21 protein-coding genes are annotated in these 22,474 nt (G+C 69.5%); 12 read left to right on the top strand and 9 right to left on the bottom strand.

The features are described 5' to 3' along the window. Window positions 1–226 precede the first annotated feature (226 nt). A complete protein-coding gene (locus tag ABE85_RS21815; RefSeq protein ID WP_067279630.1) occupies window positions 227–1,087 on the top strand; it encodes an EamA family transporter in 861 nt (286 codons plus the stop codon). Between the two features lie 71 nt (window positions 1,088–1,158). Continuing rightward, window positions 1,159–1,656 carry a glutathione peroxidase gene (locus tag ABE85_RS21810; protein WP_067279626.1) on the top strand — a complete coding sequence of 166 codons (498 nt, stop codon included), beginning with the start codon at window positions 1,159–1,161 and terminating at the stop codon, window positions 1,654–1,656. 3 nt (window positions 1,657–1,659) lie between these two features. Here ABE85_RS21810 and ABE85_RS21805 read toward each other — a convergent pair whose 3' ends face one another. Continuing rightward, on the bottom strand, window positions 1,660–2,226 hold the full coding sequence (locus ABE85_RS21805) for a Crp/Fnr family transcriptional regulator (protein WP_255362655.1): 567 nt from the start codon (window positions 2,224–2,226) through the stop codon (window positions 1,660–1,662). Window positions 2,227–2,414: 188 nt separating this feature from the next. Here ABE85_RS21805 and ABE85_RS21800 point away from each other — a divergent pair, with 188 nt between their 5' ends. Further along, a complete protein-coding gene (locus ABE85_RS21800) occupies window positions 2,415–3,542 on the top strand; it encodes a DUF2332 domain-containing protein (RefSeq protein WP_067279621.1) in 1,128 nt (375 codons plus the stop codon). Here the strand turns inward: ABE85_RS21800 and ABE85_RS21795 are convergent. Then, a complete protein-coding gene (locus ABE85_RS21795; protein ID WP_067279618.1) occupies window positions 3,534–4,067 on the bottom strand; it encodes a BON domain-containing protein in 534 nt (177 codons plus the stop codon). The genes ABE85_RS21800 and ABE85_RS21795 overlap by 9 nt on opposite strands. Before the next feature lie 113 nt (window positions 4,068–4,180). Between ABE85_RS21795 and ABE85_RS21790 the strand changes: the two genes are divergently transcribed. Continuing rightward, the gene (locus tag ABE85_RS21790; RefSeq protein ID WP_067283313.1) at window positions 4,181–5,494 is read left to right on the top strand and encodes a glutamate carboxypeptidase; all 1,314 of its coding nucleotides are present in this window, start codon (window positions 4,181–4,183) and stop codon (window positions 5,492–5,494) included. A 108-nt stretch (window positions 5,495–5,602) separates the two neighbouring features. Here the strand turns inward: ABE85_RS21790 and ABE85_RS21785 are convergent, their stop codons facing one another. Further along, entirely contained in the window at window positions 5,603–6,004 is a 402-nt protein-coding gene (locus ABE85_RS21785; protein ID WP_067279614.1) for a PaaI family thioesterase, read from the bottom strand. A gap of 149 nt (window positions 6,005–6,153) precedes the next feature. On the opposite strand from ABE85_RS21785, the gene ABE85_RS21780 reads away from it, so the two are divergent. The 7 genes from ABE85_RS21780 (at window position 6,154) to ABE85_RS21750 (ending at window position 12,700) form a co-directional block, all read left to right on the top strand. Beyond that, window positions 6,154–7,347: an amino acid aminotransferase gene (locus ABE85_RS21780; protein WP_067279610.1), complete on the top strand. Its 1,194-nt coding sequence runs from the start codon at window positions 6,154–6,156 to the stop codon at window positions 7,345–7,347. 126 nt (window positions 7,348–7,473) lie between these two features. Continuing rightward, the gene (locus ABE85_RS21775) at window positions 7,474–8,391 is read left to right on the top strand and encodes a hypothetical protein (protein WP_067279606.1); all 918 of its coding nucleotides are present in this window, start codon (window positions 7,474–7,476) and stop codon (window positions 8,389–8,391) included. Next, the gene (locus tag ABE85_RS21770) at window positions 8,388–9,695 is read left to right on the top strand and encodes a D-amino acid dehydrogenase (protein WP_255362654.1); all 1,308 of its coding nucleotides are present in this window, start codon (window positions 8,388–8,390) and stop codon (window positions 9,693–9,695) included. Before ABE85_RS21775 ends, ABE85_RS21770 begins: the two co-directional genes overlap by 4 nt. Window positions 9,696–9,704: 9 nt before the next feature. Beyond that, complete coding sequence (locus ABE85_RS21765; protein ID WP_067279599.1) at window positions 9,705–10,979, top strand: serine hydrolase; 1,275 nt, start codon at window positions 9,705–9,707, stop codon at window positions 10,977–10,979. Further along, a complete protein-coding gene (locus ABE85_RS21760; protein WP_067279596.1) occupies window positions 10,972–11,880 on the top strand; it encodes an LD-carboxypeptidase in 909 nt (302 codons plus the stop codon). The genes ABE85_RS21765 and ABE85_RS21760 overlap by 8 nt, the downstream gene beginning before the upstream one ends. Window positions 11,881–12,072: 192 nt before the next feature. Further along, complete coding sequence (locus ABE85_RS27140) at window positions 12,073–12,360, top strand: type II toxin-antitoxin system RelE/ParE family toxin (protein ID WP_409072557.1); 288 nt, start codon at window positions 12,073–12,075, stop codon at window positions 12,358–12,360. Between the two features lie 64 nt (window positions 12,361–12,424). Next, the gene (locus ABE85_RS21750) at window positions 12,425–12,700 is read left to right on the top strand and encodes a DNA-binding transcriptional regulator (RefSeq protein WP_197507111.1); all 276 of its coding nucleotides are present in this window, start codon (window positions 12,425–12,427) and stop codon (window positions 12,698–12,700) included. 71 nt (window positions 12,701–12,771) lie between these two features. Here the strand turns inward: ABE85_RS21750 and ABE85_RS21745 are convergent, their stop codons facing one another. After that, complete coding sequence (locus ABE85_RS21745; RefSeq protein ID WP_067279585.1) at window positions 12,772–15,633, bottom strand: TonB-dependent receptor domain-containing protein; 2,862 nt, start codon at window positions 15,631–15,633, stop codon at window positions 12,772–12,774. 259 nt (window positions 15,634–15,892) lie between these two features. Between ABE85_RS21745 and dacB the strand changes: the two genes are divergently transcribed. Beyond that, window positions 15,893–17,305, top strand: coding sequence for a D-alanyl-D-alanine carboxypeptidase/D-alanyl-D-alanine-endopeptidase (gene dacB / locus ABE85_RS21740; RefSeq protein ID WP_197507110.1), 1,413 nt, complete (start codon window positions 15,893–15,895; stop codon window positions 17,303–17,305). A 6-nt stretch (window positions 17,306–17,311) separates the two neighbouring features. Here the strand turns inward: dacB and ABE85_RS21735 are convergent, their stop codons facing one another. The 5 genes from ABE85_RS21735 to ABE85_RS21715 form a co-directional block, all read right to left on the bottom strand. Beyond that, window positions 17,312–17,941: a hypothetical protein gene (locus tag ABE85_RS21735; RefSeq protein WP_157522753.1), complete on the bottom strand. Its 630-nt coding sequence runs from the start codon at window positions 17,939–17,941 to the stop codon at window positions 17,312–17,314. Window positions 17,942–18,009: 68 nt separating this feature from the next. Continuing rightward, entirely contained in the window at window positions 18,010–19,062 is a 1,053-nt protein-coding gene (locus ABE85_RS21730) for an LD-carboxypeptidase (RefSeq protein ID WP_067279577.1), read from the bottom strand. 18 nt (window positions 19,063–19,080) lie between these two features. After that, window positions 19,081–19,722, bottom strand: a complete 642-nt coding sequence (locus tag ABE85_RS21725; RefSeq protein ID WP_067279574.1) for a M15 family metallopeptidase — start codon at window positions 19,720–19,722, stop codon at window positions 19,081–19,083. Between the two features lie 42 nt (window positions 19,723–19,764). After that, the gene (locus ABE85_RS21720; protein WP_067279572.1) at window positions 19,765–20,664 is read right to left on the bottom strand and encodes a LysR family transcriptional regulator; all 900 of its coding nucleotides are present in this window, start codon (window positions 20,662–20,664) and stop codon (window positions 19,765–19,767) included. Between the two features lie 105 nt (window positions 20,665–20,769). After that, a complete protein-coding gene (locus tag ABE85_RS21715; RefSeq protein WP_231993156.1) occupies window positions 20,770–22,332 on the bottom strand; it encodes an ABC transporter substrate-binding protein in 1,563 nt (520 codons plus the stop codon). Window positions 22,333–22,474: the final 142 nt, after the last annotated feature.

Raw genomic sequence — 22,474 nt, 5'->3', positions numbered from 1 at the left:
GGGTCACACGCGACAGGGTAGGCCGCGTGCATGACAGGCGCACGGCGCCCCGATTGGAGGTCAGGGTCAGTCCTTGCGCCATGCTACAAACCCTGGGCATTGTTGGCCGGTCCGCAGGCCGGATCCAAGCCCTGTCGGGGGGACTGTTGCACAAGCCCCACCCCTTGTGCGCGTCTGTCGCGCCGCTGTCCCTTCCTCTGTCACGCCGTCTGTCCCCCGTTCCCGAATGCCGATCCTCGCCCTGATGCTCAACGCCACCATCTGGGGGCTGTCCTGGTGGCCTTTCCGGCAGTTCGAGGGGGCCGGCATGCACCCCTTGTGGACGACGGTGATCCTGTACGTCCTGTCCCTCGTCGTGGTGCTGGCCAGCCAGCGCGGCGCGATGGCGGAATGGCTGCGATCCCCCGGCCTGTGGATCGTGACGCTGGCGGCCGGGATGACCAACACCGCGTTCAACTGGGGCGTGTCGACCGGCGACGTGGTCCGGGTGGTGCTGCTCTTCTACCTGATGCCGCTGTGGGCCGTGCTGCTGGCGCGCCTGGTGCTGGGCGAACCGCTGACGGCGTCGGCCGGTCTGCGCATCGCCCTGGCGCTGGGCGGCGCGCTGGCGGTGCTGGCGCCGGCGGACGGCGGCTGGCCGTTGCCGTCCAGCCTGCCGGACGTGCTGGGGCTGCTGGGCGGCCTGACCTTCGCGTTCAACAACGTGATGCTGCGGCGCGAGGCCGCCCGCAGCCCCGGGGCGCGGGCGCTGGCGATGTTCGTCGGCGGCGTGGCGGTGGCGGGGCTGTCCGCCACGGTCATGGCCGCCCAGGGCCTCGCGCCGTGGCCGTCGCTGCCGGGCGCGGCCTGGCTGCTGCCGCTGGCGGGGATGGCGCTGTTGTTCTTCGTCTCCAACCTGTCGCTGCAATACGGGGCGGCGCGGCTGCCGGCCAACGTCACGGCGGTGGTCATGCTGACGGAGGTCCCGGTGGCGGCGGTCTCGGCGCTCCTGCTGGGCGGGGGCTCGCTGGACGGCAAGACCGCGGCGGGCGGCGCGGCGATCCTGGCCGCGGCCATGCTGGCGGCGCTGCAGCGGCGTCGCGCCTGATCCGCGGCGTCGCGCTAGGATGCATCCCGGTCCACCCGGTCCACCCGGGCTGTTACGAGGAGGGTCCCCCCATGAGCGCCAATGGCAAGACTGCCTTCGACTTCGACGCCGTCAGCATCGCTGGCGAGCCGGTCGCCTTGTCGGAGTACCGCGGCCGCGTGCTGCTGGTCGTCAATACCGCCAGCGAGTGCGGCTTCACGCCGCAGTTCAAGGGCCTCGAGGACCTGTGGCGCGACTTCCAGGCGCGCGGGCTGGTGGTGGTCGGATTCCCGAGCAATGAATTCGGCGGCCAGGATCCCGGCAGCAACGAGGAGATCTCGTCGTTCTGCCAGCTGAACTACGGCGTGAGTTTCCCGATGATGGCCAAGGTCAAGGTCAACGGCGGGGAGGCACATCCGCTGTGGCAATGGCTCAAGGGCGAGAAGCCCGGCATCCTGGGCACGCAGGCGATCAAGTGGAACTTCACCAAGTTCCTGGTCGGCCGCGACGGCCAGGTGCTGAAGCGCTTTGCGCCGAACGACGCGCCGGCGGCCATCCGCGGCGAGATCGAGGCCGCGCTGGCGGAGTGAACGTCACTGGCGGACGTCGATCCCGCCATAGCGCAACCGCAGCCGGCCCTCGGCCTGCGCGGCGCGCAGCAGTTGATTGACCGTCTGCCGCGACAGGTGCGCGAGCTGCGCCAGTTCCGCCTGGGTCGCCTTCAAGGCCCGCCAGCCCTCGTCATCCGAGGGGCCGGCTCGCTCATCGGCCAACTGGCGTAACGCGACGCCGAAGCGCTCGGCAGCGCTCAGGTGCCGGGCTGCCTCCAGCAAGCGCAGATTGCCTTCGAAGCGTTCGGCGAACTCCCGCATCAAGGCCCGGGCGAAACCGGGCCAGTCGTCCATCAGCACGCGGTACGCGGGCTCGCCGATCACCCGCACGCGACTGTCCGTCACGGCCGCCGCCTCATAGCGCGAAGGCTTCCCGCTGATGAAGGCCGCAAGCCCGAACAGGCGCGGCGCGCGCACGTGCTCCAGCACCGACATCCGGCCGTCGAGCGCGGCGAAGCGGGCTTCGATCTCACCGTCCTCCACCATGTAGAACGCCGTTGGCGTCTGCCCTTGGACGAAGAGCACCCGACCCGCCGGGAGTCGACGCATGGGCATCAGTGCCTCCAGGCGCAATCCCGGCGCTGAAGGCGGGGTCAGGTCGGGGAAGTTGGCGCAAAGGGCCTGGACGGCGCTTGACGTGGAGGAGGGGGGCGGCAGCGCTGGCGGCACGATGGACGGCGGGAGTTTGTCGGATACCCGACATTCTGGCGGCTGATGCGGGCCTAGAGTCGCTGCCCATGGAAGACGCACTGGGGCGCATCGCCCACCACTTCGCCCGATTCGCCGAGACCGACGGCGCGGACGACCCGCTCTATGTGGCGCTCGCGGGCATCTTCGCCGGCGATCGGGACCTCATGGCCCTGTTGTTGGAAGCGCCACCCACGCAACGCAAGCCGGTGCTGCTGCTGGCCGCGCTGCACGACCGGATCCTGGCCGGCGACGCGCATCCGCTCGCCGCGTACTACGCGAGCGTCGGCGGCACACGGGCGCCGGACGACGAGTTGGCGCCGCAACTGCGGGACTTCATCCGCCGCGAGGACGCCGCGCTGCGCGCGTTGATCCGCACTCGCACGACGCAGACCAACGAGACCGGCCGCTGTGCCGTGCTCCGACCCGCGCTGCAGGCGCTTGCCACGCACCTGGGCGGCACCGGGGCCGAGCCGGTCGAGTTGGCGCTGTTCGAGTTCGGTTGCAGCGCGGGTCTGATCCTGGGCGTCGACCGCTACGCGTATGACGATGGCGTCGAGACAACGCCCGGTGAGCGCCCGGATGCGCCATTGATCTCCACCACCTGGCGTGGCGAGCGTCCGGCCGCGCTGCTCGGTGCGCCGCGCTGGCGGGCAGGCCGGCGCATGGGCGTCGATCTGCAGCCCATCGCGCCTGCCGACGACGTGGCCGCCCGCTGGTTGCGCGCCTGCCTCTGGCCAGGCGACGCCGCGCGCCGGCAGCGGCTGGACCGGGCATTGGACGACGCCCGGCGGCACCCGGTGCCGCTGCTGCGGACGGAAGACGGACTGACGGAGCTCGAGCGTTGGATGGACGAGCTGCCTGCCGGTGTCACGCCGGTGATCTTCAACGTCTGGGTGCTGGCCTACTTCGAGACGGAAGCGTTCAAGACCCACGTGGATCGCATCGGGCGCCTGGTGCGCGAGCGCGGCCTCGCGTGGATCAGCGGCGAGGTCGGCAAGCTGGCGCCCATGGCCTCGCCGCCGGACTGCCCGGCCGGAGAATCGCCCGGCAGCGGCACGCTGTGGACGCTGCAATGGCGCGACGGCGGAGAGGTCCGCACCGACGCGCTGGCCTGGTCGCATCCGCACGGACGGTGGATCGAGTGGCTGGACGCCGGCCACGCCCGCTTAGCGTGAGGCCCCCGACGCCGGCCTTGCCGACGTGCCAGGGACGAGCTTCAACTCGTTGACGACAAACTCCACGTCGTCGATCTGCTTCACCAACGCTTCGAGTGCGGACGCCTCATCGGCGCTGCGCACGCAGCCCTGCAGCCAGATCCAGCGCCGCTGGCCGAGCGCCCAGACGCTGGTCGTCGCATCGAACCGGCCGTCGGCGGCGACGGCCTTCTGCACGCGCGGCATGATCTCCTTGTCGTAGAGATAGGCGTTGGGCAGCCGGCAGCGGCCGCTCTGGAAGCAGCTGGTGCCGCGCTCGATGCGGCCATGCGCCTGTGCCCTGGCTTCGGCCTCGCTCATCAGCGGCCCGGACGGGCCCGGACACTCGGACGTCGGGATCGCCGAGCTCAGCTGCACGAAGGGATCGTCGAAGACGTTGCGGCGCGCTTCCTCCGCGACGGCGGTCGCGGGCAGCACCGCGTGCAGGATCAGCGCGATCCGTGCGCAGACGCACAGGCGATGGGCGATTGGCGGCGGTCGTCGCATGGCCGGGAGCTTGCCCCATCGCTTTCGAGCCTTCAAGCGGACCGCCTTGATGGCTAGGATGGCCCGTCGCTCCCCCACAAGAACGCCTGGAGACTCCGAAGATGACCGCCCCGATGTCTGCCTCCTCCTCCTTCCCCCGACTGCGCCGCGCGGCGCTGGCCCTGGCCGCGATGAGCGCCCTCGGCGCCCAGGCGCAGACGGTGCCCGAGCTCACCGCCCTCGCCGCCAAGGAGCAGCCCGCGCTGATGAAGACGCTGCAGCAGCTGGTCGAGATCGAGTCCGGCAGCTCCGACCGCCAGGGCCTGGACCGCATCGCCGGCGTCATCGCGCAGCGGCTGCGCGACCTGGGCGGCCAGGTCCAGCTGATCGATCCGGACACGACCATCGCCTCGCCGACCTCGGACGCGGGCGACGGTCCGGCGAAGGTCGGCCAGGTCGTGCGGGCCTCGTTCAAGGGCGGCAACGCCAACGGCAAGCGCCTGATGCTGATCGCGCACATGGACACCGTCTACCAGCGCGGCGGCCTGAAGCAGCAGCCCTTCCGCATCGACGGCAACCACGCCTACGGGCTGGGCATCGCCGACGACAAGCAGGGTGTCGCCACCATCCTCCATGCGCTGGCCCTGCTGAAGTCGGTGGGCTTCAAGGACTACGCCGAGATCACCGTGCTGATCAACGGCGACGAAGAGATCGGTTCCCCCGGCTCGAACCCGCTGATCACCGCGCTCGGCGGCGAGCATGACGCCGTGCTGTCCTTCGAAGGCGGCGGCGGTCCGACCACGCCGGACACGGTGCGCCTGGCCACCAGCGGCATCGCCTCGGTGGACCTGAAGGTCAAGGGGCGCTCGTCGCATGCGGGCGCGGCGCCGGAGAAGGGCATCAACGCCCTGACCGAGCTGTCCCACCAGATCCTGCAGACGCGCGACCTGTCAGATCCCAAGCGCGGCCTGCACCTGAACTGGACGATGTCCAAGGCGGGCTCGGTCCGCAACGCGATTCCGGAGCGCGCCGAGGCCCAGGCGGATGCACGGGCGGACCGCTTCGCCGACTTCGACGCCCTGGAAGCCGAGCTGCGCAAGCGCATCCAGAACAAGCTGGTTCCGGATGCGGAAGTGACCTTGAGCTTCAACCGCGGCCGTCCGCCGCTGTCGGCGACCGACGCGTCGCGCGCGCTGGCCGCGAAGGTCAAGGCCCTGGCCGACGAGCAGAAGCTGGAGCTGGTCGTGCGCGATCGTCCGACCGGCGGCGGCACCGATGCCGCCTATGCGTCGCTGGCGACCAAGGCGCCGGTGATCGAGGGTCTGGGCGTGCGCGGCTACGGCGCGCACAGCAGCGACAGCGAATACGTCGTCGTCGACGCCATCGCGCCGAAACTGGTCCTCGTCACGCGCCTCGTGATGGCCATTGGCAGCGGCAAAGCGCTCTAAGGCAGTCCCCGGTCGTTCAGGGACGGCATGGCTTGGGGTTTTGCCGCTTGCCGGCAAGGCCCCATGCCATGGCGGCCAAGCGCGCAGCAGGTGGCAGGACGCAGCGCGTCAAGCCTTCGGATACAGGACCATCTGCGTGCAGCGGAACAGCGCGATGGTCTTGCCGTTGTGCGTGACGGTCGCGTCCCAGACTTGGGTCGTGCGGCCCATGTGGACTGCGGTGGCGAGGCATTCGATGACGCCGTCGCGGGCGGTGCCGAGGTGGTTGGACTTGAGCTCGACCGTGGTGAAGTTCTGCGCGCCGTCGGGCAGCGACGAGATGCAGCCGTAGCCGCAGCAGGTGTCGGCCAGCGTGACGACGCTGCCGGCGTGCAGGTAGCCGTTGGGCGCCATGACCTGCTGGGTGACCGGCAGCCGCGCGAAGACGCGGCCTTTTTCGACCTCGACGATCTCGATGCCCATGTGGCCGGGCAGGCAGGCGGCGCCGCGCGCGTTGAAGTCGTTGATCATGTGATTCTGTGAAGCGGATGGATCAGGTCATGCGAAGCCGGCATTGTCGTCGCCCTGTATCGGCGCATCGGCAGGGGGTGTGTTCCGGTGCGGGCGCACGCGGCTGGGGATAATGACGCGAGCCGATAGTCCAACGTGGAGTTTCCAGCATGTTCCAGCACGTCGACGCCTACGCGGGCGATCCCATCCTGAGCCTGAACGAGGCGTTCCAGAAGGATCCGCGCACGCAGAAGATCAACCTGTCCATCGGCATCTACTTCGATGACGACGGCCGCATCCCGATGCTGGACTCCGTGCGCCGCGCCGAGCTGGCGGTGGTGGAACAGGCCGGTGCGCGGCCCTACCTGCCGATGGAGGGCGCGGCCAACTTCCGCACCGAGGTGCAGAAGCTGCTCTTCGGCGCCGACAGCGAAGCGCTGCAGGGCAAGCGTGTCGCGACCATCCAGGGCGTGGGCTCGTCCGGCGGCCTGAAGGTCGGCGCGGACTTCATCAAGCGCTACTTCCCCGACAGCGCGATCTACCTGAGCGACCCGACCTGGGACAACCACCGCGCCGTCTTCGAGGGCTCGTACATCGAGTGCCGCAGCTACCCGTACTACGACCCCAAGACCGGCGGCCTGCGTTTCGACGCGATGCTGCAGGCGCTGTCGGAGATGCCGGCGCGCAGCGTCGTGCTGCTGCACGCGTGCTGCCACAACCCGACGGGCGTGGACCTGTCGCAGTCGCAGTGGGACGCGCTGATCCCGGTGCTGCAGGAGCGCGAGCTGATCCCCTTCCTGGACCTGGCCTACCAGGGCTACGGCGACGGGCTGGAGCAAGATACCTTCGCGATCCGCGCGCTGGCCGCGGCGGGGCTGAGCTTCTTCGTCGCGAACAGCTTCTCCAAGAACATGAGCCTGTACGGTGAGCGCTGCGGCGCCCTGTCGGTGGTGTGCCCGGACGCGGCGCAGGCGGCCAACGTGCTGGGGCAGCTGAAGTTCACGATCCGCCGCAACTACTCGAACCCGCCGATGCACGGCGGCCAGGTCGTGGCCAAGGTGCTGGGCGACCCGGCGCTGCGCGCGCTGTGGGAAGGCGAGGTCGAGGAGATGCGCGAGCGCATCCTGGCGATGCGCAACGCGCTGTTCGAGGTGGTCTCGGCCAAGGTGCCGGGTCGCAACTTCGACTACTTCCTGAAGCAGCGCGGCATGTTCAGCTACACCGGCCTGACCCCGGAGCAGGTGGACCGCCTGCGCGAGGAATTCGGCGTCTACATCCTGCGCTCCGGCCGCATGTGCATCGCGGGCCTGAACACGCGCAACGTCGAGGCGACGGCGAACGCGATGGCGGCCGTCCTGGCATGACCTGACCCGGTCTTCCGTGGTGATCGAGGGCAGCCGCGAGGCTGCCCTTCTTGTTTCCAGAACGTTGTCAAGCGAACCCGGTGGGTTTGCATGTGCACTCCGTCGAGCCCTCGAACAGGAAGTGCCATGTTGACGACCTTGGATTTCACCCGCGATTTCCCCGCCCTGGGTGCTCCCTTGCCCGATGTGGGCGCCGAGCCGGCCGCCGCAGCCCCGACGCATGAGGCGGACGCCGCACCGCGGCGCGACACGAGAAAGCCCCGATGGCATCTGGCGTTCCATGCCACGTCCTCCCCCGGTGCCTCTGCATTGCGGCGGCAGCAGGGCCCGGGCCAGGCGCTGGCACGCAATGCGGCGACGGTCCAGGCCTTCGTGGAAGGGAGGTGCACGGCGTCGGACGTGCTGCGGGTGACCGTCAGCGGCATCGCCCATTGCGGCAGCAGGTTGGCCGATGCGCGGGCTTGCTTCGATGAACTGGATCGCGCCGTCAATTCGAAGACCGGCGAGCGCGTGCGTCCAGACGTGAGCGTCTACAACGCGCTGATCTCGGCGCACGAGCGGGCAGGCCAGCATGATCTGGCGACCAGGTATCTGAACCATGCCGTCGAGCGCGAGGTCTTCCTGCCCTCCTTGGGGCGTCACGGCACTCGAAACGAACTGAACCTGCACCGTCAATTCGTGGAGACCGGCGCGAAGCTTGCAACGAACGGGATCTGTGCCGACGTGGCGCGGGTCATCTTCCGTCAACAGTTTGATGCGGGAACGATCAATCCCGGGACCCTGTTCATCGTGGGCAGTCACGGCGAGAACAAGATCATGGACGCGATCCGGGAATCCATGGACGCCGTCGGATGGCCGGCTTGCCACCCGCGCCATGGCGGACGGCCGAATGAAGGCTGCTGGGTGGTGGACCATGCCCTCTTGAGGCATCGGATGACCGAGGCAGGGAACGATCGCCGACATGTTCCGCCGTCGACGCCACGGGCATTGCCCTTGCGCGCATTCGGCGAGGTTATGGGTAGCGGCACCGCTTTCATTGGCTGACGCCGTCACGAGTCCGTAACCTCCCGGACCATTCAAGAATGAATTCGTCCGGGATGAAGCAGCTAGTCGTGATCGGTGGGGGCGTCGTGGGCGTCACCACCGCCTGGGCCCTGGCGGAGGCGGGGCATCGGGTGACGCTCGTGGAGCGCGAGGCCACGCTCGGCACGGGCGCGAGCCGTGCGAACGGGGGGCAGCTCAGCTATCGCTACGTGTCGCCGCTGGCGGACGCCGGCGTGCCGCTGAAGGCGCTGCGCTGGCTGCTCGATCCGGACGGCCCGCTGCGTTTCAAGCCGGACGGCACGACGGCGCAATGGCGTTGGCTGGCGTCCTTCCTCGCGCATTGCCGCGGACCGGTCAACCGGCGCACGACCGAACGCCTGCTCGAACTGGGCGCCTTCAGCCAGCAGTGCTTCGGCGAATTGCAGCGGCACGCGGCGCTCGATGCCATCGCGCTGCGCACGCCCGGCAAGCTGGTCGTGTATCGCAAGCCGGAAGAATTCGCCCGCGTCGCCGCGCGCACCCCCGCCGGTGGGCCGGAACGGGCGCTGACCCGCGATGAATGCCTCGCGATCGAGCCCTCGCTCGGTGACGGCGGCGCGCAGTGGCTGGCCGGCGGGATCTTCACCTCCGGCGAGGCCGTGGCCGATTGCCACGCGCTGAGCGTGCAGCTGGGCGAGCGGCTCGCGCGGCATCCGAATTTCCGGGGGCGGGTGAAGGCCAATGCCACCGGTTTCGCCGTCGAGGGCGATCGTGTCGTCGCGCTGAGGACGGACCAGGGCGATCTGGTCGCGGACGGCATCGTGCTCGCCGCCGGGCTGCAGAGCGCGGCGCTGGCGGACCTCGTCGGCGTGCGGCTCCCGCTGTATCCGCTGAAGGGCTACAGCCTGTCCGCGCCGATCAACGGCGTGCACCGCCCGCCGACGGTCAGCGTCACGGACTTCGAACGCAAGACGCTCTATGCGCGCATCGGCGACCAGCTCCGCGTCGCGGCGATGGTGGATCTCGTCGGCGACGACACGAGCATCGATCCCAAGCGTCTGGCGGCGCTGCAGCGCAACGTGCGCGAGACCTTCCCGAAAGCGGCCGACTACGAGCACGCCGTGCCCTGGGCCGGCCTGCGGCCGGCGACGCCGAGCGGCGCGCCCATGCTCGGCGAGACGCCGTTGCGCGGGCTGTGGCTGAATGTCGGCCATGGCGCCCTGGGATTCACCTTCTCGTTCGGCTCGGCCCGCATCGTGGCCGACCTCGTTTCCGGCAAGCCCAGCCCCATCGCGCTGGACGGGCTGCAACTCCGCGCCGCCTGAGGGTCCGCGATGACGACGGCCGCCAAGCCCGTCGCGCTGGACGCGGCCTCGCTCGCCGAGGCGCTGCGCGCTGAGGTGCTCGCGCAGGACTTCGGCGCCACGCGTGATCCGCAGGATGATGGCCGGCCGATCCGGCACTTCCCGAGCATCGACCTCGCCGTGGTCGCGTTCCCGGAACGCGGCGCGCCGATCGCGGCGAACGTGCTGTTCTCGCGCGAGCATCCACAGGGGCTCATCGCCGACATCGCGGCCGGTGCGGGGCCCGTGCGCAATATCCGGTACCTGGCCGATCAACGCGACGCCGAAGGCAACTCGATCGCATGGCGTCCGGGGTCCGACTGGTCGGCGATGGCCTGGGCGCCGCTGGCCGGTGAGGTGGGCGAGGGCGGAGGCCGGATGGTGGCGCCTTACCCCGCGTCCTTGCTGAAGCTGATGCTGCTGGCGGGTGTGGGCCGTCTGGTCGACCAGGGGCGCGCCGGATGGTGGCAGCCGCTGAGCTACGGCGGCCGTGAGCGCGCCGTGTCCGACTGGGCCTATGACATGGTCACGTGGAGCAGCAACGAGGCGACCTCGGCGCTGGTCACGCTGATGCACGCCGCCGGCGCGATCCGTCGCGATGGTGGACGTGAGGTGCGCAACGAACTGCACACGCTGTTCGCCTCGCTCGGGCTGACGACGCTGCGCTTCGCCAACACGACGGCGGAAGGCGGATGGGGCAACGGCTCGGGATCGGGCGTGGGCCAGATCCAGATGACCGCGTGGGACACCGTGCGTCTGCTGTGGTGGCTGGACCCGGTGGCGCCGCGCGCGCCGTGGCTGCGCGCCGACGCACCGCGGCTCTCGCCCGAGAGCCGCAACCAGGCGATGCATGCCTTGCAGGACCAGGCGCTGCATCAGGTGCTGTCGAGCGGCGCGCTCGGTGGCGTGCCCGGCTGGGTGCCGGGTCTCCCGGCGCGCCTGCCGGGTCGCTGGCTCATGCCGGACGGTGCGCTGCATGCCGGCGAGGTGTCCTTGCCCGGCGATCTGCGCCGCTTCGCCATGGGCGGCGAGGTCTGGTTCGCGCACAAGACCGGCAACACCGAGAACTACACGTCCGACGCCGGCATCGTGCGCGGCATCCTGCCCCGACGCCGGCATTACCTGATCGCGCTGCTGAGCAACCTCGGCTCGCGTTACGCTCCGCACCCCAGCTGCGCCACGACCTGGCGCATCCCGGCGCTCGGCGCCGCGATCGACGCGCGGATGGCGGCGTGGCTGGAGTCCCGCCCCGCTCCTCATGGCTGACGACACCTTCCTGCTGCCCCCGCTGCCCGAGCGCGCGTGCCTCGGCGTGATCGCACCCGCCGGTCCGCCGAGGGACGGCACGCTCGACCGTGTCGTGCCGCTGATCGAGCGGCTGGGCTTTCGCGCGAAGCTCTTCCCCGGCTGCCACGGACCGGCCTTCCTCGGCCACCTCGCGGCGGACGATGGACGACGTCTCGCCGACCTGCACGAGGCGCTGGACGATCCCCACGTCGATGCGGTGATCGGCCTGCGCGGCGGCTACGGCTGCCTGCGGCTGCTCGACCGCATCGATCGCGCGTTGCTGCGTCGCTCGCGGAAGCCGCTGATCGGCTACAGCGATCTCACGGCGCTGCACGCGCTGCGGCAGCAGCTGGGCATTGCCGGCTGGCATGCGCCGATGCCGGCCTCGGACTGGCACAAGGGCGATGCCGGCTGGGCCGATGCCGTCGCGCTGGCCGATCGACTGCGCCGCGGCCTGCGCGTCGGCGACTCACTCGGACCGGCGCTCGCGCCGCATCCTCTCAACCGCGGCTCGGCGCCGGTGCGCGGCATGCTGAGCGGCGGCAACCTGGCGGTGCTCGTCGCGCTGCTCGGCACGCCGTTCATGCCGGACCTGCGCGGCGCGGTCCTGTTCCTCGAGGACATCGGCGAGGACCCCTACAAGATCGACCGCCTGCTGTGCCAGCTCCGCCTGGCCGGCGCGCTCGACGAGATCGCCGGCCTGCTGCTCGGCAGCTTCACCGACGCCGACCCGCCCGACGAGGTGCTCGCCGACTACTTCGGCGACCTCGGCATCCCGGTCCTCGCCGGCTGGCCGAGCGGCCACACGACGCCCCACCTGCCGCTGCCGATCGGCGTCGCGGTGACCTTGGATCCGGGCGAGAGAACGCTCAGGGCCTGAGCGCTGCGCCTCCCCCATCAGGGGGCCGACTTCAGGACGAATCAGTCCTGGGCATGACCTGTCACTCAGTCCTCTCGCAACAGTGCGAAGAGGTCGATGTGGCGAATGCTGTCTATCTGGTCGAGGGCTTTCAACGTTGGATGCGCAAGCAGGCGATGCAGAGACGGCGACCTGTGCCGCGCAGTGGCGGAAATGGAACGAGGGCTGATCGATGCAAATCTCGGTAGTGGACTCTTCAAGAAACGGATCGGACGATCCGGGGGCGGCAAACGCGATGGGTATCGCGTGATCGTCGCCCATCGACAAGGCGCTCCGTGGTTCTTCATCGAGGGTTATGCGAAGAACGTTGTCGCCAACATCGAAGCATGGAGGCTAGACAGCTGCAAGCAAACGAACGCGCTCCTGAAGGAGATGCGTGCCGACCAATTGGCGAACGCCGTCGAATCAGGACTCTTGAAGGAGGTGATCTGTGATGCGTAAGCGCAAGTGCGACTCGATTGACCGAATGGTAAAAACTGGACGTGCCATGCACGCTCGCGGGTGGGTGAGCGACGAACGAATGACACGTCTGGCATGGTGCGGCATGCCTCCTCCGGCGCCGCTGACGCCGGAGGAGGTTCGAGCCATCCGGGAGGCGGAGGACCTGAGCATTTACACCTTCGCCAACATGCTCAACACGACGGCACGCCTGCTGCGCCGGTATGAACAGGGAATCACTCGCCCCACCGGGCCGGTCCTGCGCCTGTTGCACGCGATCCGGGAACAGGGCATGGGGCGCGTGTTTCCATTGACTCCGCACGGTCCGGACACCAAGACGTAAAAAAGCCCGCCGGTCTCCCGGCGGGCTTGGTGTCTGTGGGTCTGCCGCGCAAGGCGGCAGGCGCACCCTGATCAGAAGAACTTGTAGTCCAGCCCCAGCGTGAACGAGCGTCCGCGCGGGTCGGCCACACGCGGTTCCCACGAGCTGCCCGAACCGGTGTTGGTGTCGTAGCTGTTGGCGAACGGCGGCGCCTGGTCGAAGAGGTTCTTCACCCCCACGGTGACCGTCAGGTTCTTGACGCCGCTGTAGGCCACGCTCGCATGGTGCAGGTAGTACGCCTTGACCCACGGCTCGAAGGCCGGCGCCGACGCGTTGCCGTTGGCCACGCCCGGCGGGACGTAGCCGTAGTAGCCCGTGCTGTATTGCTGGCGCAGCGACCAGGCCCAGTCGCCGTACGTGTAGGTGATGTACGCGCTGTGCTTCCAGCGGATGCCCAGCTCGCTCGACCGCGTGAACTGGCCGATCTCGCTCGGGCCGAAGGCCACGTTGTCCAGCAGCTTGGAGCGCTTGCGCAGCAGGTAGGTGCCGTCCAGCCCCGCGCTCAGGCGGCCGCCGTTCATCGCCGTGCTGCCGCGCATCGACAGTTCCAGGCCGCGCGTCTGCGTCTCGCCGGTGTTGACCCACCGGGTGTCCACCGTCTGCAGCACGCCGTTGGCGTCGCGCTGGAAGGCCTGCGGGAACAGCTGGTAGTTGTTCAGGATCTGCGTCAGCGTCAGGCTCTGGATCTGGCCGTCACGACGGATGTCCCACAGGTCCACCGACGCGCTGAAATCCTTCATCGGCTGCCACACGAAGCCGATGTTGGACATCTTCGACTCTTCCGGCTTCAGGTCGTTGCGGCCGCCGAACAGCGTGTTGAAGGTGACCGCCTGGCAGCCCGGCGTGTTGCTGACCACGTTGGTCGGGCAGGTCGACGGATCCGGCACGCCCGCGCCGGTGTAGGGCGACTCGGTGACGCCGTTGAACAGCTGGTTGAAGGTCGGCACGCGGAAGCCGGTGCTGTACGACGCGCGGAACACCAGGCTGTCGATCGGCTGGTAGCGGATCGAGGCCTTGGGGTTGGTCGTGCTGCCGAAGCCGGTGTACTTGTCGTAGCGCACCGAGAGGTTCAGGTCCAGGTTCTTGACGATCGGGATGATGGTCTCGCCGAAGATCGCGCCCACCTTGCGCTTCACGCCGCTCAGCGCGTTCACGTTGTCGAACGGGGCGTTGAAGATCCAGGTGTTGATGTCGTTGGTGTTGACCGTCTGGTTGCCGTCGAAGCGGTACTTCTCGATCCGGTAGTCCACGCCCACCGCGCCCATCACGTCACCGGCGGGCAGCTTGAATAGCGGGCCGGACGCGGTCGCGTCGTACTCGTCGGTCGTGTACTTGCCGCCGTAGAGCTTGGTGCCCTCCGCCGAGATCGCGTCCAGCGCCGCCAGCGCCGCCGGCGTCTGCGACTGGCCGGCCAGCAGGAAGGGATTGAGCACGCCGGTGTTGATCAGGTTGGCCAGGCCCACCCAGTTCTGGTAGCCGGAGCCCAGCACCGAATTGCTCTTGCTGAAGGCCTGCGACGCGCCGACCTTGTAGTCCCAGTCCTTGAGGAAGGGCAGCGGGCCGTCCATGCTCAGCAGGTAGCGGCCGGTGTCGGTGGTGGTCTCGAACTCGCGCTGGCCGCACTCCATGCAGCGCCAGCGGAAGGCCAGCGGCTTGCCGGTCTGCGAGGCCAGCGACGGGAAGGCGCCCACCAGCGCGTTCCACACGGTCTGGTAGCTCGCGCCGCTCGACGGATAGGCCAGGCTGCGGAACGGGCTCGGCACGCTGGTGCCGTTGGGCAGCCCGATCGTCGCGGTCGCGCTGCCGCTGCTGATCTGGTTGGCGGAGAAGATCTTCTGCGATTCCGACTTGCCCAGCAGCACTTCGCCGGTCAGCGTGTGCTCGCCCAGCTTGAGCATGCCGCGCGTCACCAGGTTGGTGTTCTTCACCGGCTGCTGGATCACCGCGGCCTTGCCCGAATCCCACGCGCAACCAAACTGGTTGGCCGGCGACGCGGCGGCGGAGTTCCAGAGCTTCTCCGCGTACGGGGCCATGCCCGGCTGCGAGGCGCAACCCGCGCCGCCCGGCAGGTCCAGGATGTTGGCGCTGGTGAGGGTCGCGCCGTTGTAGACCGGCGGCGTGATCGTGGGCGAGAAGAAGACCGTCGCGAACGGCGTGCCGCGCGTGTCCGGGGACAGGCCGCGTTCGGGCTGGAAGCTGTTGACGAAGCCGCGCTGCGAGCCGTCCAGGCGCTTGTTGTCCGTCATGGACAGCACGGCCATGACGTTGAAGCCGTCCTTGTCGATGTTGCCGACGCCGCCGGTCACCGAGCCGCGGTAGATGTTGCCGCCGCCGTGCTGCGTCACGTCGGTGAAGCCGCTGACGGTCAGGCCGGTGTAGTCCTTGCGCAGGATGAAGTTGATGACGCCGCCGACGGCGTCGGTGCCGTAGGTCGACGAGGCGCCGTCCTTCAGCACCTCGACGCGCTCGATCGCGGCCATCGGGATCTGGTTCAGGTCGACGACGCCGCCGTTCAGGCCGTGCGCGGCGATGCGGCGGCCGTTCAGCAGGATCAGCGTCGCGTTGGCGCCTTGCAGGCGCAGGTTGGCGGAGGTCGCGCCGTTGTTGCCGCGGGACTGGCCCGAGACCACGTCCGCGTTGGAGGCCAGGTTGTCCAGGCCGTTGCCGTTGGAGGAGAGCGTGGCGATCAGCTGCTCGGCCGACACGATGCCCTGGCGGTCCAGGTCGCGGCGCGAGATGGTCTGCACCGGCAGCGCGCCCTCGTCCTGGATGCGCTTGATGCTCGAGCCGGTGATCTCCACCCGCTCGATCTTCTGGACTTCCTGCGACCAGGCCGCCGCGTGGGCGCCCAGTCCCACCACGACGAGGCAGCGGGCGAGTTGATTCAGTTTCACGACCTTCTCCTTGTTAACCGGTCCGGCGTCCTGGGAACGCCTCCAACGACGGGGGCCGTCCGATGCGGGGCGACCCTGGGGTGTTGCTGTGTTGCGAGCTGTGAACGATCTTCAAGCACGAGCGGTTTTGACCGTCATAGGAACGTCACCCATTTGTTGTTTCCGTCCCGATGAATGCTTGTCTCGCGCGTATAACCTGCGGGAATGCAGCGGGGCCGGGAATATACAGTCGCTGCTCATGCGATCGATCCCCGCTCTCGTGCTTCTCGCCGCCGCGCTCGTGACGAGCGGCTGCGCCACCTTCGTCGACACCCCGCCCCCGCCGGTCGAGTCCGCGTTGCGCCAGGCCGGCGTGCCGGCCTCGTCGCTGGCGGTGGTGGCCTATCCGCTGGACGCGCCGGGCACGGGGCTGCGTCTGAACGCGGACCGGCCGATGGCGCCGGCCTCGACGATGAAGACGATCACCGCGGTGGTGGCGCTGGACCGGCTCGGTCCCAACAGCCGGGGACAGACCCAGCTGCTGGCCGCCGGCGAGATCCGCGACGGCCGCCTCGACGGTCCGCTGGTGCTCAAGGGCGGCGCCGATGCCGACCTCGACTGGCCCGCGTTGTGGGCGATGCTGCGCGAGGTCCGCGAGCGCCATGGCGTGCGTGAACTGGCCGACGGCATCGTCGTCGATCGCGGGCTGTTCAACCCCGCGCGTCCGGACATCGGCGCGCCGCGATTCGATGAGCAGGCGGAGTTTCCGTACAACGTCATCCCGGACGCGCTGCACCTCAACGGCAACCTGCTGCAGTACGACTTCTGGTCCGACGACCGCGGGCTGACGGTGCGGCCGTTCCCGCAGTTCGGCGGACTCGCGGTCGACGCGAGCGCCGTCCAGCTGAACGACAAGCCCTGCAAGGACTGGGACGACGACTGGCAGCCGTCGCGCTTCGAGGCCTTGCCGGACGGCGGCGGGCGGCTGGTGCTCGCGGGCGGGTTCCCGCGCGGGTGCCAGGTCTTGCAGTCGCTGAACGTGCTGGATCGCCAGTGGGAGACGACGCAGGCGCTGCGGCAGCTGTGGGGCTCCCTGGGGGGCACGCTGTCGGGGGAGATCCGCGAGGGGGCGACGCCCGAAGGCGCCCGCGTGCTGGCGCAGCACCGCGACCGCCCGCTGGCGGAGCTGCTGCGGCCGGTCATGAAGTCCTCGGACAACGCGCTGGCGCGGATGCTCTTCCTGCGCCTGGGCGCGTCGGCGGCCCGGCCCGGCGAGGACACCCGCGAGGCGGCCGCACGCGTCGTGCGCGAGTGGTTCGACGCGCAGAAGATCACCACGACCGGCCTGACGCTGGAGAACGGCTCCGGCCTGTCGCGCAGCGAGCGCGCGTCCGCGGCGCAGATGGCGGCGATGCTGCAGGCTTCGGCGCGCGGCGCGCACGGCCCCGAACTGCTGGCCACCCTGCCGGTGGCCGGCGTCGACGGCACGCTGATCCGCCGCTTCAAGGGCACGGCCGCCGAGGGCCGGGCGAGGATGAAGACCGGCACCCTGCGCGACGTGGTGGCGCTGGCCGGCTTCGTGCCGGACTCGACGGGCAAGACCTGGATCGTCGTCGCGATCGTCAACGACGATCAGGCGGCGAAGGCGCGTCCGGCGATCGACGCGCTGGTGGACTGGGTGGCGCGGCGCTGAGCGCGCTCAGAAGCGACGCAAGGGGTCCCGGCTGACCTGCGGCGCGTGGTGATTCAGCAGGCGCAGGAGATGGTGCCCGGCCGCGGGATCGCTGCAGATCTCCAGCCGGTCCATGAGGTCGATGAACCGGGCGCGATCCTGCTGCGGAAGCAGTCCGACCTGCGCGAACCAGCCCATCTTGCACATCTTGAAGAAGGCATTCCTGTTGAACAGGAACATGCTCATCGCCTGTTGCTCGGGGTCCGCGGCGAGCTGTTCGACCGGCCGGCCTTCCTTGTTGACGACGCGCTGGAGGATGCGCTGATTGGCGGCCCAGATCCGGTCGCACTGCCGCAGGCGTTCCTCGATGCCGGTCACGTGGCCCTTGCGCGCCTGCGTCTTCAGATCGTCCGCCATGGCCTCGAGGTACTGCGCCCAGCCCCGAAGCCCCTCGCGCACCTGCGGCGTATACGCGGTCGTCAGCTGCTCCGCCGTCCACATCAGCCCGATGCGCCAGGTGCATTCCCAATGGAGCGCGCCCTGCGCCAGTTCATCGGAGGACTTCCCGTCACGGACAGCAGCGGCCGCGGCGATGGCGGCGGCCTCCATGCCGGCTGCCGGCGTCACGGGAACGAATGCGGGAGCTGCCGGGTCCATGGCAGAGCCTTCCGGAGGGTGGAGAGGGTCGGTGAGTGCGGGCTCCCGATCCCGTCATCCGTCACCCCTCAGCGCACCGCCGGCGACAGCAGCCGCAGCGTGCCGGCGCGTGCGTCCATCTCGGCGGGCTGGCCCACCGGTACGGTGAACTTGCGCTTGATGTGGCCGATCATGGCGCCGCGGTAGACGGGCACGTTCAGCGGGAGGAAGTAGTCGTCGAAGACCTCGTCCAGCGTCAGCGTGCCGAAGTTGCCGTCGCCCGGTCCGCACTGCGTGAACTTGCCCAGCACGACGCCGGCCAGCTGGTCGAGCGCGCCGCACAGGCGCAGCGTCGAGAGCATGCGGTCGACGCGGTAGATGTATTCGTTGATCTCTTCGAGGAAGAGGATCGCGCCGCGCGTGTCCGGGAAGAACGGCGACCCCGCCAGCGAGCTCAGCACCGCCAGGTTGCCGCCGACCAGCGGCCCGCGCGCCAGGCCCGGACGCAGCGTGCTGATGCGGTCCTCGCGCTGGACCAGGCTGGCGCCGCGCTCGCCCTGCGGGTTCTGCAGCAGGTCCGCCTGCGCATCCATCGCGACGGCGCGGAAGTGCTGAAGGGAGAACTCGTTCCACTCCGAGCCCGCGACCGGGCAGTGGAAGGTGATCAGCCCCGTCTGCCGGTGGATCGCGTTGACCAGGCTGGTCAGGTCCGAGAAGCCGCCGAAGAACTTCGGCTTGCGGCGGATCAGCGCGTAGTTCAGCTTGTCGACGATGCGGTTGCAGCCGGAGCCGCCGGTCAGCGCGAGGAGGCCCGCGACCTCGTCGTCGGCGAAGAAGTCGTTGATGTCGGCGGCGCGCTGCACGTCGGTGCCGCCGAACTGGCCGTAGCGCCCGCGCACGTTGGCGCCGAGCTTGACCTTGAAGCCGAGCGCTTCGAGCGACTCGACGGCGATCTCCAGCGGCTCGCGCTCGTAGGTGGCGTTGGCGGGGCTGACGAGGCCGATCGTGTCGCCGACCTTCAGCCGACGCGCGCGCAGCGGCTCGGGCCCGGACTTCTGGGCGTGTGCTGCCGGTAGCGCGCCGAACGCGGTGGCCGCCGCCGTGGCGGCGCCGGTCAGGATCTGGCGACGGGAAGCGGTCATGGAATCTCCGGAAAGCGGTCAGATCACCAGCGGCAGCTCGCGGCGGACGCGTTCCCGGTCGCCGAAGTCGAAGTGCCACCACTCGGTGCTGATGGTCTGGAAGCCGGCGTGGCGCATCGCCGCCCGCAGCCAGCCGCGGTGACGGAGCTGGTCGGCGGTCAGGCCGCCGGCGGCGAGCTGCTCGGCTTCGAACTCGGGGTGCGAGGCGGGCGTCATCTCGTCGAAGCCGGTGCCCATGTCGAGCTCGCGGCCCTCGGCGTCGAGCAGCGTGACGTCGACCGCCATGCCGAAGGAATGGATGGAACGCCGCGCCGGATGCGCGAGGTACTTCGTCAGCGGCGTGCCTTCGAGCTCGGCCCACAGCGCCTCCTGCACGCGTTGCGGCCGCAGCGCGTCCAGCACCACCAGCGTCACGCCGGGGCAGTGGCGGCCGAGGAAGGCGGCCGCCTCCGCCACGGCGTCCGCCGACTCGCGGCGCAGGTAGGCGCAGTCCAGTCCGCCGTAGACGTTGCGGCCGACGAAGTTGTCGGGGGTCGCATAACGCAGGTCCACCGCGATGCCGGGGATCGTCAGCAGCGCGCGGAACTCCGCGTGCGCGGCGATCTCCTCGCAGGGGATGGGCGGCGGAGGGGCGTTGGCGGCAGAGGCGTCCGGAGTCATGGTGGGGCGACGTGGAGCCGGAAGATCAGACGCGGGGGCGCGTCACTCCAGGCTCTCGAGGTTGGCGCGGGCGGCGTCGCGCAGGTAGGTGACCAGCCGGCGCGCGGCCTGCGCCAGCGGTGCGCTGGCGGAGGTCAGCAGGTACAGCTGGATGCTCATGGCCGGCGCGAGCGGGCGGACCTTCACGCGGGTGCGGTCGGCCGACGCGGCGGTGAAGGGATCGACCGCGGTCATGCCGACGCCGGCCTCCACCAGCGCGCGGGCGAGCTGGTAGGTCTGCACGGTGATGCGGCTGTCGAGGTGACGGCCTTCGGCCTCGCTGGCGTTGTGCAGCATGTGGCCGAGCGGGTCGTCCTCGGCCATCGCGATCAGCTCGGACTGGATCTCCTCCAGCGGCAGCGGACCGGTGCCTTGGGCCTCGGGGCTGTGCATCGGGCACAGCGCCATCATCGTGCCGCTGGCCAGCACCTCGGCCTTGATGCCGGGGTGGCGCGGGTCCTGCAGGCTGAGGGCGAGGTCGGCCTCGCCGAGCAGCAACGCCGAGACGATCTCGCGGGTGTGATTCGTGCTGAGCTGGCAGCGGCTGCGCGGGAAGGCTTGCGCCCAGTGCGTCATCGCGGCGGGGATCACCGAGGCGCCCAGCGTCGGCGTGGCCATCAGGCGCAGCGATTCGGATTCGCCGCTGCGCAGGTTGGCGGCCAGGCGCCGGATCGCGACCAGGTCGCGGTTGAGCTTGTCGATCTCGACGAAGAGCCGCTGCGCTTCCGGCGTGGGATAGAGCTTGCCGCGGACGCGGTCGAACAGCGGCATGCCGAGCTGCAGCTCGCAGTGCTGCAGCACCTTGGTCACGGCGGGTTGCGAGATGTGGAGCAGCTGCGCCGCGCCGCTGATCGTGCCGGCCTGCATGATCGCGTGGAAGACTTCTATATGGCGGAGCCTCATGTCAGCCCCCCGTCCGACGGGTACGTCGTCCGACCCCCCGAGGGGGCCCGGCCCGGCTTGGGGCGGCCCGGCGCTCGGGCCGGCGCGCTAAGGAGGAGGGGAGGCTTATTCACGATAGACGTTCTCGAAGACGACACCCCCGTTCGGCTGCATCTTGAAGCCGCGCAAGTCCTTGCTGGTGGGGATGTACACCGTCGAGTGTGCCATCGTGATCCACGGGCGTTCCCGCTTGAAGATCTCCTGGGCTTTCTCGTAGAGGGCGATGCGCTTGCCCTGATCGGCCGTGGCCCGCGCGGCATCGATGAGGCGTTCGAACTCCTGGTTGCAGAACTTCACGCCGGACTTGTTGGTCGCGCAGCTGAGATTGGGCGTCAGGAAGTCGTCGGCGTCGCCGCTCTCGCCGGACCAGCCGCTCATGTAGACCGTGTGCTCGCCGGCGTTGGCGCGCTTGAGGTACTCGCCCCATTCGTAGCTGCGGATCTGCGCGCGCACGCCGATGCGGGCCCAGTCCTGCTGGATCAGCTGCGCCATCAGCTGGCCGTTCGGGTTGGTGGGACGTGTGACCGGCAGCGCCCACAGGTCGAGGTCCAGTCCGTCCGGAAAGCCGGCCTGCTTGAGCAGTGCCTTGGCGCGGTCGGGGTTGTACTCGTTCTTCAGCGACTTGTTGTAGCCGGGGATCGCGGGCGGGAAGGGATTCACCGCCTGCATCGCGTCGCCGCGCGGGAACAGCGCGCGGAAGATCGCGTCGCGGTCGACCGAGATGTCCAGCGCCTCGCGCACGAGCCGGTTGTCGGTCGGCGGCTTGCGCAGGTTGAACGACAGGTAGGAGATGTTGAGCGCCTGGATCTTCTCCAGCTTGATGCGCTCCGGATGGCGGTCGATCGCGGCGACGTCGATGTCGCGCAGCGGCGAGGTGATCTGGCACTCGCCCGCGAGCAGCTTCTGCACGCGCACCGGCGCCTCGCGGCTGATGGTGAAGATCAGCTTCTGCGTCTTCTGCGGCTCGCCCCAGTAGTCGGGGTTGCCTTCCATGCGGACGACGTCGTCCTTGGCATAGCTGCGGAAGCGGTACGGGCCGGTGCCGATGGGCAGGCGGTTGATCTGCGGCGCCTTGCCTTCGCGCAGCAGTTGCTGTCCGTACTCCGCCGACTGGATGCCGGCGAAGGCCATCGCGAACCAGGTGACGAAGGTGACGTTGGGCTGCGTCAGCGTGAAGCGGACGGTGCGGTCGTCGAGCTTCTCCATCTTCGCGATCGCCTTGGCCAGGCCGAGGTTCTGCGGATAGATGAAGTTGGCCGGGAAGGCCTTGTTGAACGGGTGCTCGCGGTCGAGGAAACGGCCGAAGGTGAAGAGCACGTCATCGGCGTTCAACGCGCGCGTCGGCGTGAACCACGGGCGGGTGTGGAAACGGACGTTCTCGCGCAGCGTGAAGGTGAACTCGCGGGCGTCGGGGCTGATGGTCCAGCTCGTCGCGAGGGCCGGTTGCAGCGCGGTCCCGCCGCGCTCGAAGCGCACCAGGCCCTGGAACATCTGGTTGTTGACGTTGTTCGTGCTGGCCGAATCCCATAACCCCGGGTCGAAGCCCTCGGGGCTGGCGTCGGTGCAGTACACGAGCGGCTTGACCGCGGCGGCGCCGGCCGCGTGAGCGGCGGGAAGCAAGGCGGACATGAGCAGAGCCAGCGAGAGGGGGAGGACTGAGCGCATCGGGAGGAGGGCAAGCCGCGCATTGTCGAAACGCCGCTTCCCAGGTCACAACTGAAATGGGCGGGTTGGACCATAACACTGGGTTATGCGGGTGAGGTGCGCGCCC

It is taken from the genome of Mitsuaria sp. 7, assembly GCF_001653795.1.
Lineage (GTDB): Bacteria > Pseudomonadota > Gammaproteobacteria > Burkholderiales > Burkholderiaceae_C > Roseateles.
The sequence above is the reverse complement of the archived record's forward strand: the minus strand, read 5'-3'. Positions and strand labels throughout refer to the sequence as shown.

Bases quoted from the DNA above. Each gene is read 5' to 3' on its own strand.
- ABE85_RS21810 (WP_067279626.1), top strand. From the start codon at position 1,159: ATGAGCGCCAATGGCAAGACTGCCTTCGACTTCGACGCCGTCAGCATC.
- ABE85_RS21720 (WP_067279572.1), bottom strand. From the start codon at position 20,664: ATGAGGCTCCGCCATATAGAAGTCTTCCACGCGATCATGCAGGCCGGC.
- ABE85_RS21715 (WP_231993156.1), bottom strand. From the start codon at position 22,332: ATGTCCGCCTTGCTTCCCGCCGCTCACGCGGCCGGCGCCGCCGCGGTC.
- ABE85_RS21795 (WP_067279618.1), bottom strand. From the start codon at position 4,067: ATGCGACGACCGCCGCCAATCGCCCATCGCCTGTGCGTCTGCGCACGG.
- ABE85_RS21785 (WP_067279614.1), bottom strand. From the start codon at position 6,004: ATGATCAACGACTTCAACGCGCGCGGCGCCGCCTGCCTGCCCGGCCAC.
- ABE85_RS21815 (WP_067279630.1), top strand. From the start codon at position 227: ATGCCGATCCTCGCCCTGATGCTCAACGCCACCATCTGGGGGCTGTCC.
- ABE85_RS21805 (WP_255362655.1), bottom strand. From the start codon at position 2,226: ATGCGTCGACTCCCGGCGGGTCGGGTGCTCTTCGTCCAAGGGCAGACG.
- ABE85_RS21725 (WP_067279574.1), bottom strand. From the start codon at position 19,722: ATGACTCCGGACGCCTCTGCCGCCAACGCCCCTCCGCCGCCCATCCCC.
- ABE85_RS21730 (WP_067279577.1), bottom strand. From the start codon at position 19,062: ATGACCGCTTCCCGTCGCCAGATCCTGACCGGCGCCGCCACGGCGGCG.
- ABE85_RS21780 (WP_067279610.1), top strand. From the start codon at position 6,154: ATGTTCCAGCACGTCGACGCCTACGCGGGCGATCCCATCCTGAGCCTG.
- ABE85_RS21760 (WP_067279596.1), top strand. From the start codon at position 10,972: ATGGCTGACGACACCTTCCTGCTGCCCCCGCTGCCCGAGCGCGCGTGC.
- ABE85_RS21765 (WP_067279599.1), top strand. From the start codon at position 9,705: ATGACGACGGCCGCCAAGCCCGTCGCGCTGGACGCGGCCTCGCTCGCC.
- ABE85_RS21735 (WP_157522753.1), bottom strand. From the start codon at position 17,941: ATGGACCCGGCAGCTCCCGCATTCGTTCCCGTGACGCCGGCAGCCGGC.
- ABE85_RS21775 (WP_067279606.1), top strand. From the start codon at position 7,474: ATGTTGACGACCTTGGATTTCACCCGCGATTTCCCCGCCCTGGGTGCT.
- ABE85_RS21800 (WP_067279621.1), top strand. From the start codon at position 2,415: ATGGAAGACGCACTGGGGCGCATCGCCCACCACTTCGCCCGATTCGCC.
- ABE85_RS21790 (WP_067283313.1), top strand. From the start codon at position 4,181: ATGTCTGCCTCCTCCTCCTTCCCCCGACTGCGCCGCGCGGCGCTGGCC.
- ABE85_RS27140 (WP_409072557.1), top strand. From the start codon at position 12,073: ATGGAACGAGGGCTGATCGATGCAAATCTCGGTAGTGGACTCTTCAAG.